This window comes from Ruminococcus flavefaciens MA2007, assembly GCF_000621845.1.
Classification (GTDB): domain Bacteria; phylum Bacillota; class Clostridia; order Oscillospirales; family Ruminococcaceae; genus Ruminococcus; species Ruminococcus flavefaciens_E.
The window spans coordinates 37860-50692 of record NZ_JHXF01000015.1; the positions used below are offsets into that span (position 1 = coordinate 37860).

The 12833-nt window shown below is 44.4% G+C and carries 10 protein-coding genes; 9 read left to right on the forward strand and 1 reads right to left on the reverse strand.

The features are described 5' to 3' along the window. Positions 1 to 36 precede the first annotated feature (36 nt). Positions 37 to 3483 (forward strand): phage tail tape measure protein, encoded by a 3447-nt coding sequence (locus T497_RS16300; protein ID WP_051530589.1) that lies wholly within the window; start codon positions 37 to 39, stop codon positions 3481 to 3483. A gap of 45 nt (positions 3484 to 3528) precedes the next feature. Here T497_RS16300 and T497_RS0108455 read toward each other — a convergent pair whose 3' ends face one another. Continuing rightward, positions 3529 to 3942 (reverse strand): EamA family transporter, encoded by a 414-nt coding sequence (locus T497_RS0108455; protein WP_028515241.1) that lies wholly within the window; start codon positions 3940 to 3942, stop codon positions 3529 to 3531. 98 nt (positions 3943 to 4040) lie between these two features. Between T497_RS0108455 and T497_RS0108460 the strand changes: the two genes are divergently transcribed. From T497_RS0108460 to T497_RS0108495, 8 genes are all read left to right on the forward strand, one after another. Beyond that, positions 4041 to 4898, forward strand: a complete 858-nt coding sequence (locus T497_RS0108460) for a phage distal tail protein (protein ID WP_028515242.1) — start codon at positions 4041 to 4043, stop codon at positions 4896 to 4898. A gap of 1 nt (position 4899) precedes the next feature. Beyond that, complete coding sequence (locus T497_RS0108465; protein WP_028515243.1) at positions 4900 to 6018, forward strand: siphovirus ReqiPepy6 Gp37-like family protein; 1119 nt, start codon at positions 4900 to 4902, stop codon at positions 6016 to 6018. Continuing rightward, a complete protein-coding gene (locus T497_RS0108470; protein WP_028515244.1) occupies positions 6018 to 7415 on the forward strand; it encodes a leucine-rich repeat domain-containing protein in 1398 nt (465 codons plus the stop codon). Before T497_RS0108465 ends, T497_RS0108470 begins: the two co-directional genes overlap by 1 nt. Continuing rightward, positions 7415 to 8776, forward strand: a complete 1362-nt coding sequence (locus T497_RS18660) for a hypothetical protein (protein ID WP_028515245.1) — start codon at positions 7415 to 7417, stop codon at positions 8774 to 8776. The genes T497_RS0108470 and T497_RS18660 overlap by 1 nt, the downstream gene beginning before the upstream one ends. Further along, positions 8773 to 9222: a phage holin family protein gene (locus T497_RS0108480; RefSeq protein ID WP_028515246.1), complete on the forward strand. Its 450-nt coding sequence runs from the start codon at positions 8773 to 8775 to the stop codon at positions 9220 to 9222. Before T497_RS18660 ends, T497_RS0108480 begins: the two co-directional genes overlap by 4 nt. Next, the gene (locus T497_RS17500) at positions 9194 to 10204 is read left to right on the forward strand and encodes a peptidoglycan recognition protein family protein (RefSeq protein ID WP_028515247.1); all 1011 of its coding nucleotides are present in this window, start codon (positions 9194 to 9196) and stop codon (positions 10202 to 10204) included. Before T497_RS0108480 ends, T497_RS17500 begins: the two co-directional genes overlap by 29 nt. Before the next feature lie 143 nt (positions 10205 to 10347). Then, entirely contained in the window at positions 10348 to 11172 is an 825-nt protein-coding gene (locus T497_RS0108490) for a hypothetical protein (RefSeq protein WP_028515248.1), read from the forward strand. Then, positions 11165 to 12829, forward strand: coding sequence for a recombinase family protein (locus T497_RS0108495; protein WP_028515249.1), 1665 nt, complete (start codon positions 11165 to 11167; stop codon positions 12827 to 12829). The genes T497_RS0108490 and T497_RS0108495 overlap by 8 nt, the downstream gene beginning before the upstream one ends. The last annotated feature ends 4 nt before the right edge of the window (positions 12830 to 12833 follow it).

Consider the following 12833-nt stretch of genomic DNA (forward strand, 5'->3'; position numbering starts at 1 on the left):
TGCTTTTTTCATGCCCCAATGAGGAGGTGAAACCGTATGGCAAACAGAATCAAGGGCATCACCGTTGAGATCGGCGGCGATACCACCAAGCTGTCGAAGGCGCTGGAAGGTGTCAATAAGAATATCAAAAACACGCAGACGCAGCTCAAAGATGTGGAAAAGCTGCTGAAGCTCGACCCGACCAATACGGAACTGCTGTCGCAGAAGCATAAGCTCCTCGCTGATGCGGTGAAGGCTACCAAAGAAAAGCTGGAAACCCTGAAAACAGCAGCAGAGCAAGCAAATCAGGCTCTCGCCAACGGCGACATCTCACAGGAGCAGTACGATGCCCTGCAGCGTGAGATCATCGAGACAGAACAGGAACTGCAGAACCTCCAGCGTGAAGCGGAGGCTTCCAGCACTGCGCTTGCAAAGCTCGGTCAGGCGGGAGAAATGCTTGAAAAAGCCGGTGACAAAATCGCCGATGTCGGAACGACACTGACCACTCATGTGACCGTTCCCGTCATGGCTGCCGGAACTGCTGCTGTGAAGACGGCTGCGGATTTCGATTCTGCTATGTCGAAGGTCGCTGCTGTATCCGGTGCGACTGGTGATGAACTTGACGCACTCCGGGATAAGGCTCGTGAGATGGGCGCAAAGACCAAGTTTTCCGCTTCCGAGGCTGCCGATGCCATGAACTATATGGCGATGGCGGGCTGGAAAACCGGAGATATGCTGGAGGGTATCGAGGGCATCATGAATCTCGCTGCTGCTTCCGGTGAGGACTTGGCGATAACCTCGGATATTGTAACAGACGCTCTGACCGCTTTCGGCTTATCTGCTGCCGACAGCGGTCATTTTGCTGATGTGCTGGCTGCGGCATCGTCCAACGCTAATACCAATGTGTCTATGATGGGCGAAACCTTCAAATACTGTGCGCCAGTTGCTGGTGCGTTGGGATTCTCCTGCGAGGATACAGCAGAGGCAATCGGCCTGATGGCAAACAGCGGTATAAAGGGTTCTCAGGCAGGTACGGCTCTCCGATCCATGATGAACGCTCTCGCAGGAGAAGTCAAGTTCTGCGGTGAGTCTTTCGGTGAAATCGAAATTGCAACTACCAATACCGACGGTTCGATGCGTGAATTGAATGACATCCTGGCGGACTGCCGTGTGGCTTTTGCACAGATGTCTGAATCGGAACAGGCATCGGCAGCGCAGGCTCTGGTCGGAAAGAATGCGATGTCCGGTTTCCTTGCACTCATGAAAGCTGCACCTTCGGATATTCAGAAGCTGGAAGGTGCGATCAGCACCTGTTCCGATGAGATTGACGGCTATAACGGTGTCACGGAAAAGATGGCTGCAGTTATGCAGGATAACCTTGGAGGACAGCTTACCATACTGAAATCACAGCTACAGGAGCTTGCCATTTCCTTCGGTGAAATCCTGATGCCTGCAATCCGTGCAATCGTCAGCAAGATTCAGGGGCTTATCGATAAATTCAACGGGCTGTCGCCTGCGACAAAGGAAACCATTGTTAAGGTCGCACTTATCGCAGCTGCACTGGGACCGCTTCTGATTGTCGTCGGTAAAACTATAGGTACCGTCGGTAAGCTGATGCAGTTTGTTTCAAATATCCCCACTATTATAGCAGGTGCCAAAACAGCTTTTTCAACATTTGGTGCTGCCATAGGCGGTATCAGTGCTCCAGTAATATCTGTTGTAGCGGTGATAGGTACGTTAGTCGCCGCATTTACTCACCTATGGAAAACAAATGAAGAATTCAGAAACAACATAACTGCAATATGGACTCAGATAAAGGATACATTCCATAACTTCACACAAGGTATAGTTGACAGACTTAATGCACTGGGATTTAACTTCAAAAACATATCCGAGGTAATTAAAGCAATCTGGGACGGACTATGTAAGTTCCTGAAACCTCTGTTTGAAGGCGTATTTAAAGAAATTGCCGATGTATTCAAATTCATAACAGACACCATTCTCAGCATACTTGATATATTCATCGGTATCTTTACCGGCGACTGGAGCAGAGTCTGGGAAGGTATAAAGGGGATATTTACAGGTATCTGGGACTTCATAGTATCTACCATAAAGAACGTTTTCAATACGCTCGACAAGATATTCGGTGGAGCACTCAGTAAAATCAAGGATGTTGTGGTAAATGTCCTTACAGCCATAAAGAATTTCTTTGTAAATATCTGGACAGCTATCAGTAACAAGGTCAAGGAGAAAGTCGAGTTCATTAAGCTCGTTATAACTACTGTCTGGAATGCTATTCACTCTGTCATCAGTACAGTTCTCAATGCGATAAAGGATGTCATAAGCAAGGTATGGAACTCCATTTACAGCGTTGTTTCTCCAATCCTTAACGCGATAAAGACTGTAGTTGAAACTGTGTTCAACGTAATTCATACCATTGTAAGCGCTGTTATGGATTGGATTCACCAACATATAACTGAAAAGCTGGAGATTATCAAGGCTGTTTTTACAATCGTATTTGATGCCATAAAGAACACCGTAGGAGCAGTATTTGACGCTATCCACTCAGTTATCAGCAGCGTCATGGACTGGATTCATGATAATATATCCGAGAAGCTCGAAATGATAAAAGCTGTATTTACAATTGTATTCGAAACAATTAAAAATACGGTAGAAACGGTATGGAATGCGATATCTACAGTTATATCCACTGTAGTCGATGCGATCTCAAATGCCATATCAAGTGCGTGGAACTTCATTGTAGATCATATAAAAAATACACTTGATACGATAAAGGCTGTTGTTACTACAGTCTGGAATGCTATTAGCGACTTTATATCCGGAATTGTAAATACAATCAAGTCAGTTATCTCGAATGTATGGAATGCAATAAAAGACACGGTCACAAACATCATGAATGCAATAAAAAATACTGTCTCCAATATATGGAACAGTATCAAATCGGCAATATCTTCAACTATTGGCGGTATCAAGGATACCATCGTTAACGGTTTCAACAAAGCTGTAGACTTTGTTAAGAACCTTGGAAAAGAGGCTTGGCAGTGGGGCGCAGATATAATCAACGGTATTGTTGACGGTATCAAGAGCTGTATAGGCAAAGTTGGTGACGCAGTTAAGAGTGTTGCCGATAAGATAAAGTCCTTCCTGCATTTCTCAGTACCGGATGAAGGTCCTCTTACTGACTTTGAGAGCTGGATGCCGGACTTCATGAAGGGGCTGGCAAAGGGCATCAATAAGAGCAAGAAGTATGTCGAGGCGGCTGTATCCGGTGTGGCTGATGCCATGACGCTGACGATGCAGTCCGGGCTGAATGTCGATATGGACGGCATCTCCGGTGCGATGATGAACGGCGGCAGCGGCGGTGTGGTCAATAACTACTACAACAACGACAACAGCCGCACAGTGAATCAGACAAACAATAGTCCGAAATCGCTGTCACGGCTGGAGATTTATCGTATGACGCGCAATGCGCTGAATGTGTGATGGGGGATTTTCCAGCCCCATTACTGCGGTAAATCAGAATTTGTATCACAGAACCATCAGCAATGTTCCGGCTCCAATCAGGATACACCCTATCACTGACTTAAAAGTAAATTCTTCATGCAGAAAAACAAACGCCAGTATCAGCGTAATGACAACGGACAACTTATCAATCGGGACGACTTTTGAAGCGTCTCCCATCTGCAAGGCCTTGTAATAGCAAAGCCATGAGGCACCAGTAGCAAGGCCGGACAGAATCAGGAAAACCCAACATTTCTGGCTAATGTCTTTTATTCCGGCTTGCTGATGAGTAATAAATACCATTCCCCATGCCATGATAACAACAACCATCGTACGGATCGCAGTAGCCAGATTCGATCCGACACCTTCAATTCCTATCTTTGCCAATATTGATGTCAGTGCGGCAAAGATTGCCGAACCAAGCGCTAATAAAAACCACATAGTGATACTCCTTCAAATTCCGATTTAGCGCAGAGAGCCCGCGCTCCGTTTTTTCTATTATACCACACTCAAACCTAAAAAGTAAAGGTGATGCAACCATGTTTTTTACACTTATTCTTGAAAATGCCAACGGCGATCGCATCGACATGACAACGACCGCCAACCAATATATGACCTCTCAGATAGAGGGCTTGTCGCCTCCGCCCGGAACTATCAGCACCTCATCCTACGCAGGCATGGACGGCAGCCACCTGAACAATGCCTTCATTGAGAAGCGGAATGTAGTAATTCACTTTGAGATGCGTGGTATTGATATAGAAGCTCGTCGTCACCAGCTATACAACGTAGTAAAGCCTTCTAGATATATAAAGATCTACTATAAAACCGCAGGCATTGAAGTGTATACCGAAGGCTACGTCGAGACATGCGAGGTCAGTAATTTTGAACAGCTTACAACGGGACAGATCTCCGTTCTCTGCCCCGATATTTATTGGTACTCAACAAAGCCGGTCATAGCTCAATACAGCCATATTGTCGGTGCATTTACCTTTTCGTTTCCTTCTGAAACAAATCCTCAGCCTTTTGTGCTGGGTAAATACAACAGGGATAATACTATGAATATTGTCAACGAAGGCGATGAGACCGGCTTTACGCTGGTTATTGAAGCTACTGCAGACGCACGGTCTCCCACACTGTATAACGCAGACACGGATGAGTACTTGCAGATCACAGGCGATATCCTAGCAGGCGATGTTATCACAGTCACAACCAAGACGGGCAATAAGACCGTAACTCTTGATCGCGGTGGTGTTAAGAGTAATATCATCAACAGGCTTGTTTCAGGCTCGACATGGCTTACTCTGCGTGAAGGAAACAATCGTTTCTTTCTCCAAGGAACAGGACTTGAAAACCTGAAAGTAAGAATTATCCACACAAATGCTTATCTGGGGGTGTAGCATGCAGATTGAGATTTACAATATGCAACCCGATGGCGATTCACTCGTTATTACCCTTGAAGCCATATGCGACAGCTTTTCCTCTCTTATATGGGACGTTGAATACTATAAATGTGGCAGCTTTGAGGTATATATAGCAGCAAGTCCATTGAATATAAGCATCTTCAGGACTGGACGCATTGTAGGGCGCGATGATGATAAAGAGCACTTCGGCATCATTGAGTCGGTGCAGATAGACACGGATACCGAGAACGGCGACTACCTTACAGTACGCGGACGTTTCCTAATGTGCCTGCTTGAACGGCGAATCATTCATCCAACACTAAGTATAACGAAGACGACGGCATACAGCGAAATCGTACGATCTTCGGTTACACTTAATGTGATACAGAATAATAATCGACGTATTCCGGGACTATCACTTGGAACAGTCTCAGGTACTTGTTGGGAGCAGGCGGCTACACTGCAGGTATCATACGCCAATCTTATGGAATGGGTGTATACGATCTGTGAGAAGATCGGAGGAACAGCAAATATCCGGCTTGTGAAGGATACCGGAGAGCTGTACCGCATGGTATTTGACCTATCTGAAGGCAGCGACCGCAGCATAATGCAGGAGAATAATCCTCATATTATCTTCTCCGATACATACAGCAATCTTCTGTCATTCAGCTATGCAGAGGATGCTTCTGTTGAACGCAATTTCGCATATATCTTCGGTCAGGGCAAGGGCGATGAACGTAAACGGACCACTTACTATAACGGTGACGAGCCTTCATATCTTTCCCGATATGAGGTGTATGTGGATGCGGATGATATCTCTGAAACAGAAGATGTTGATGGAGAAACAGTGCCTATACCTGAAGATAAATATATTGAACTGCTTAAAACAAGAGGCTCGGAACAGCTGGTACAGCCTAAAACGGTATCAGAATCCGAAATAGCTGCTAATAATTCGCAGTATCAGTATAACAAGGATTATGCTGTCGGCGACTATGTGACCGTGCAGCATAAACGTTTCGGTATGATTAAGCCGAAAATACAATTAATAGGTATGATAGAGTGCTTTGACTGCAATGGTCGTAGCCTCACACCTACATTCAAAAAGGAGGAACAATAATGGCTTTTTACAGCGGATTCTTTAATTCAAATGGCTTTGACAGAACATATACAGCAGAGGACTTTACAGCATATCTGTCAAGTATTATCTGCAATGGCATACTTGACACCTACGGCAGTAACTTCAGTCTGACGCCTGCGTCAGGCCTGAAGGTAGCTTTAGGTACAGGAAAGGCATGGATAGACGGTCATTACTTCATTAATGACGCAGAATATACCATTGACCTGAGTCAGTATCAGGATGAGTCCCTTCCGCGATTTGTGGCTGTTTCTATTCTGTGTGATATTTCTGAATCTGTCAGAGCTGTATCTCTTGAGGTAGTACCGGGAACACCTGCAGAATTACCTGCCCTACCTAATTTTGATGCAGAACGGAATAAGACAAGGTTATTGCTGTATGCTGTAAGGATAGCTCCAGAAGCTATAGCATTAACGGCGCAGGATATTCTGGATTATCGTGACGATAACAATGTGTGCGGTTACTGCAGGTGCATACTGGGTAAATGCAAGGTTACAGATATGCAGGCTCAGATAGCGCAGCTCATAGCAGAAATGCAAGGATACAACGGAAAAATAAATGCGCTTGAAAATACAGTAATCGAGCTTAATGCCAAGGTAAATAACTTCTCAGGAGATATAGTCGGGTATGGTAAATGCGGCGATGATGTACATTATGCTTTATTCTCAGGCGGAACATTGCTGCTCAGCGGTTCAGGTGATATGTATGATTATGAAAGTGATAATAATCCGGATGCCAATTTATCGCCGTTTTTTAATCGTAATGATATAAAGTCGGTTGTTATCTCTGATGGTATTACTTCTGTCGGTACCTTTGCCTTTACATTCTGTGATGAACTCAAAAATGTATCCCTGCCTAACAGCCTGACACGTATAGGCAGAAACGGCTTTATGCCGCATATAGACGAGTATGTTGAGCATCATGTGCTTAATGGTCTGACAGCTCTTACACTGCCGCCAGATATCTCAGAACTTGGCAGGTATGCATTCAGCGGTACAGCTATAACAGCTCTTCTTGTCCCTGCTACTGTAACAAATGTGAGTATTGAAGTGTTCAGCGGCTGTCAGGCTCTTGAAACCGTCCGTTATGAAGGCAGAATCATAGGAGACAGAATGTTTGCTTCATGTACTGCACTTCGGGAGTTCACTATTGCCGCAACTGTAGAGGAAATATCTGCAGGCAGCTTCAACTACTGTGATAATCTTGAACTTATTACATACGAAGGAAGCCTTGAGGCATGGGCTGCAATACGCAAATCAAGCGGCTGGGATGGCCATAGCGGTAATACAGGAAACAAAGGCCTTAAAAAGATACAGTGTATCGACGGATATATGGAATACGACTTTGAAAGCAGAGAATGGAGGGAGGTACATAACTGATGTGGAAATTCCTTGTAAGGAACCAGAGTATAGAAGTTCTTGAACGTGAAGTGCTTGCAGACCACCAGATCAGGTATGTCCAGTTTAAATTCACCTTTGAAGGCGACTGGAAGCGGTTCCATAAGGTAGCGCAGTTCAGTCAGGGAGACGATACATACAGTATTGTTCTCGGATATGACGGGACAAGCTGTTATCTCCCTGCAGAGCTTCATGCAGGTGCTGTAAAAATGTCTCTGTTCGGTTATGACGCGGAAAGTGATACTACCGTCCGTGCAACCACTGTTCCTGTAACACTTAATATTCGCTCCTCTGGATTTACAGGCGATGATGATATTCCTATACCGCCGACACCTGACCTGTACGTTCAGTTGCTTCAGCAGATAAGGCAAATGAATACTGGCACAGCAGGTCAGTCTGCATATGAACTGGCAGTTCAGGAAGGCTTTACCGGATCACTGTCTGAATGGCTGCAAAGTCTGCACGGCAAAGACGGAGCTGACGGTAAGAATGGAGCTGACGGCAGAGATGGTATTGATGGTAAAGACGGACGAGACGGAACTGATGGTACAAACGGTCGTGACGGCATAAATGGCATAGACGGAAAGGACGGCAGGGACGGTATCGATGGTAAGGACGGCATATCGCCTGATATATCAGAAATAACCGCAATAGTCCGGCAGATGATAGAGCAGCTGCCGGATAATGGACATTCACATAATAACAAGGCCTTACTTGATGCAATCACCGCCAGCTATACTACAGAGGAACGTCAGGGTATCCAGAATACACTTGCCTCTCTGCAGGCTCAGATAGATAATCTGCATGCAATCGATAGCTCAGTAACGCTGTTTAAATCCGGTAATACAGCTCTATCTGAATACGGTGAAAAGCTTTATACCTTCTATGTTGACGGCTACCGCTCTCTTTCAGGCTTTGCAGATACATACCATAATTTCTGCAGCCAAGAAAACGACTATGCCATTTCATATAACCAGCCGGACTTCAACTGGGGAGCTGAGATATACACCATGTGTATAACGCCTGTGAGAATGTCAGCTTCGTCGAACGTACTGTTCAGCTATAAATGCGGCTTCAATGAAGACGGAGAAGTGTGGCTTGTACGAAAAGCGAGTACTGAGCTTTCTGCAGCAGAAACAGCCAGATATATTCACGAACAGATCATAAATGGCAGTGCTATATCAATACCATTCAGATGGCTGCAATCCGAAGACAGATATATTACGGTGCTGCTTTCAAGAGAAGACTTATCTGCCGATGAGTATTATCTTGCATGGAAGGCAGTTACTGATAATACACATCCGCATATCAGACTCATAAAAATACTGGAGGTGACAACATGAAAGAGACGATATGTATGGTTATAGGCGCAATAGGCGGATTTATCGCGTCACTGTTCGGAGGCTGGGATTCAGCTCTTGCAACTCTCATAATCTTTATGGCTATTGACTTTGCAACAGGCATGATAACAGCAGCTATGGGAAGGTCCAAACACACTGATACAGGCAAACTCAGCAGTAAAGCCGGATGGCTTGGACTGGCAAAGAAGTGCAGTATCCTTATGCTGATTATTGTAGCGGTAAGACTTGATATTCTTCTGAATACCAACTATGTCCGTGACGCAGTCTGCATAGGCTTCTGCGCTAATGAGGTGCTTTCAATTATCGAAAACACCAGTCTTATGGGTATTCCATATCCACCCGCACTGAAAAATGCTATTGAGATCCTGCAGGAAAAAGCAGGCAGAAAGGATGATAATGATGACAATGATTCTGAAGGCAGATTCTAATAATGTTATAAACGGAGTTCCGGTCAATGAGTATATGCTCACAAACCATAATCCCAATAATATCGAAATGCCCTCCGCTTCTATGGAGGGCAAAGTTATAGGTATAACCATTCATAATACAGACTGGATAACTACAATAGAAGGCACAACGCCTGCTGAGCAGTATACCAGAGCTACTGTAAACGGCAATATGAAGGACGTGCGTGTTCACTATTACTGCGACGACACCTGTGCATGGCAGAACCTGCCTCTAACACTCTCAGGCTGGCATGCAGCTGACGGAGACGGCAGCGGTAACAGACGTACTATAGCTATTGAGTGTATTATGTCTTCTGCCTATAACGATACCGATAAAAAGTCTGAGGATAACTGTGCAAGACTTGCTGCAGCACTGCTTAAGATGTATAACCTCAGTATAGATAATCTCTATACCCATACATACTGGCTTAACGTTCGTGACGGCAAAAGAGGCTCTGTCGATGAGCTCAATGTTATGTATAACAGCTATAAGATGTGTCCGGCATATATACTCCCGCACTGGAACGAATTCAAAGCTAAGGTACAGTTGTATATGGGTGAAACGGCTCCTGCACCCAAACCTAAAACTGCAGCAAAGAAGGTACTCTATCGTGTAAGGAAGTCATGGAAAGATGCCAAGTCACAGGTAGGCGCATTTGAAGTACTTGAAAACGCTCTGAAGGCTTGTCCTGTAGGATATACCGTATATGATAATGCGGGAGTACCTATAAGCACTAAGGCCGTAGAACTGCAGAGAGGCGCTACAATTACACTTATTAACGCACCTCTGTATGCATCATCTGATGCGGATCAGCCATCTAATACCGTTAATGGTACATACTACCTTTATGACGGAGTTAACTTCAATGGTCGAGTGCGTATAACCAATTCACCTGATAAATGCGGTAACACTCCAGTGGGGTATTATGTTACAGGATATGTCTCAATCGAAAATATCACATAATACTGACAATTATTAAGCTTTAAATCGGCTATATAACGGCATATTATTCGTTGACTTTGAGTGGAATACAGGGTAATATGTAACACGAAAGGAGACGGTGATATGCCGAAAACAAGCCAAATCAAGACTGAAAGGAGATTATCATGGAATACAAGATATTGGTTATGGACAGAAAGGAACTTGTAACGAGGATGGAGCAGCTTACAGGAATACGGGCAAGATTCCAGCCGGGCAGAACATCCTCGTATAAGATCGACAGATATATTATTTCATGTAACAAGACACTTACTGTCCCTGATGATGCAGATTTCGATATGCTGAAAATGCTGACTGATGAAGGGCTTATAGAGCCTGCAGCTACTGAGGAACAGATATCTGAACAAGGGGCTTTAGAACACGAAGAACCTAATGAAAACAGTATTTACCTGCCGATGGGGGAATACACCGGCGTTACCTTGAGAAACCTTGTAAAGATACTGTATATCAGGGCAGTACTGATACAAAAGTCTACAGGAGCCAGAATTGAAGTAACTGACTCATTTATGAATTTCCTTAAGGATGATCGCTGTACCTTCTCTGTTCCGAACTTCCTGAAGGCAGTAGCAGAGTTTGAGAGAAAAAACGGAATCGGATGTAAAGGAGTATTTTTCACTGAAGATAATGTCATCATAACAGCGGAGCAGGATAATAAGGATGAAACCCATAGACAAGCTTATATTGACCTTATTACCTGTATTAATAAAAAAGCAATATCAGGCAGACCTGTTATCTTCAGCAAAACCGATTTTTCAAACGAGAAGTTTGCGATGCGTATATGGCTTGACAGTATAGGGATGACAGCTGAAGAGTACAAAATAAGCCGTAAGACGCTTATGAAGCCTCTAACAGGAAATTCTTCGCGTAAAACAAAGGAACAGTTGGAGGCAAGTATCAGGAGGTATTTGGAAAGGAGAAAGGCGCATGTATAATTCTTCAGAAGCACTGGATTTTTCAGACCTACCTGATTTTTCTTCTTTTGCCTGTAATTTAAAAGAGGAAAGTATGCCTGCCCTTCTGAAAGTAGCCTGCTATATACGAGTCAGTTCCGACTCATTTGATCAGGAAAACAGCTATGAGGCACAGGAGCAGTATTTTACAAAGCTCTTGGCTTCACATGACGACTGGGATTCAGTTGGTGTGTATTCTGATTATGGTATATCAGGTACGAAGCAGGATAACCGCAGCGGCCTTAAACGACTGTTAAGGCACTGCGAGGAGGGAAAGGTCAACCGTATCATCTGCAAATCCATAAGCAGGTTTTCAAGAAACACAGCCGATACTATAGAAACCGTAAGACATCTGCTGAGTATCGGCGTAACCTGCTTCTTTGAAAAGGAAAATCTTGATACAGGTGATCTTAAAAGCGAATTTATACTGACAACATTAGCTGCACTGGCTCAGGAAGAGTCCAGATCTATTTCAGAAAACATCTGCTGGGGGCGTGGAAAACTTGCTCTGCGAGGTGATGTTCCTAATGAAGAGCTCTATGGATACCGGTTTGGAGATTACGAGACGACTGAAACCGGCTACAAGCGCAGAACTGTAAAGATCATTGAAGAAGAGGCCGAGACTGTACGAAGAATATTTAAACTGTATGTGGAAGGCTTCGGTCCGGTGGCTATCGCACGTATTCTTAATGAAGAGAATGCTCCTGCACCGAATGATGGCACAGGATGGACATCTAGCCAGATTCAGCTTATAGTTTCAAATGAGAGATACTGCGGTGATGTACTGACCCACAAGTCATATACCGAGAGTTTTTTAACACATAAAACCCGGAAGAACAGAGGCGAAAAGCAGCAGTTATATATACAGGACCATCATCCTGCTATAGTATCCAGAGAGATGTTTAATAAGGCGAAAAGCCGACGGTGCAGGGGCGGGTATGAGAAAAAAACAATGACTTATCCATATTCCGGCAGGCTTAAGTGTGCATGCTGCGGTTCCAATTATCACAGACTCGCTGGTAACTCAGTGTACTGGCTTTGTTGTAAAGTAGCACTGAGAAACGGGAAAAAGCTCTGTAATTCGAAAAGAATAAGTGAAGAATCACTTAATGTCATGTTCAGAAAAGCAGTTCTTACGAGATTCCAGACATTCAACGACCTTATGGCTCTTCTTGAAACCATGCAGGATATGGACTATGTGGAGCGTGACCGCAGTATTATGAAAAAGCAGATAGCCATAGCCGAAGCTGAGTATGATGATATACAGGCAGAATGTGATAGGCTTAAGGCGAATATTGAAGTGCAGGGACTGCGGAGTGAGCTTAATGGTGATAGTATAAATATCAGCGAAATGGCGGAAAAACTGGAAGAAAAGCAGAAAATAGCCGATAACCTTAGAAATGAGAAAGAATCCCTTGAGGTGGAACTGGATGAAAAAGAAAGCCGCTGGGAGCTTATGGAAAAGGATTACGATGCCCGGAAGACACTGGTGGAGATAATGGAGTTATCCACAGAACGGGAGCTGCTTGATACGCTGCACCTTCATATTAAGGCTCTGGCGATATCAATTACGGTTCATAGTCCGACACATATTACGGTCCTCTGGTTTGATGAAACTCAGACTGATATAGAAATATAGGCGA

What these genes read in the sequence shown, in the direction of transcription:
- T497_RS16300 (WP_051530589.1), top strand. Translation starts at nt 37, where the DNA reads ATGGCAAACAGAATCAAGGGCATCACCGTTGAGATCGGCGGCGATACC.
- T497_RS0108455 (WP_028515241.1), bottom strand. Translation starts at nt 3,942, where the DNA reads ATGTGGTTTTTATTAGCGCTTGGTTCGGCAATCTTTGCCGCACTGACA.
- T497_RS0108460 (WP_028515242.1), top strand. Translation starts at nt 4,041, where the DNA reads ATGTTTTTTACACTTATTCTTGAAAATGCCAACGGCGATCGCATCGAC.
- T497_RS0108465 (WP_028515243.1), top strand. Translation starts at nt 4,900, where the DNA reads ATGCAGATTGAGATTTACAATATGCAACCCGATGGCGATTCACTCGTT.
- T497_RS0108470 (WP_028515244.1), top strand. Translation starts at nt 6,018, where the DNA reads ATGGCTTTTTACAGCGGATTCTTTAATTCAAATGGCTTTGACAGAACA.
- T497_RS18660 (WP_028515245.1), top strand. Translation starts at nt 7,415, where the DNA reads ATGTGGAAATTCCTTGTAAGGAACCAGAGTATAGAAGTTCTTGAACGT.
- T497_RS0108480 (WP_028515246.1), top strand. Translation starts at nt 8,773, where the DNA reads ATGAAAGAGACGATATGTATGGTTATAGGCGCAATAGGCGGATTTATC.
- T497_RS17500 (WP_028515247.1), top strand. Translation starts at nt 9,194, where the DNA reads ATGACAATGATTCTGAAGGCAGATTCTAATAATGTTATAAACGGAGTT.
- T497_RS0108490 (WP_028515248.1), top strand. Translation starts at nt 10,348, where the DNA reads ATGGAATACAAGATATTGGTTATGGACAGAAAGGAACTTGTAACGAGG.
- T497_RS0108495 (WP_028515249.1), top strand. Translation starts at nt 11,165, where the DNA reads ATGTATAATTCTTCAGAAGCACTGGATTTTTCAGACCTACCTGATTTT.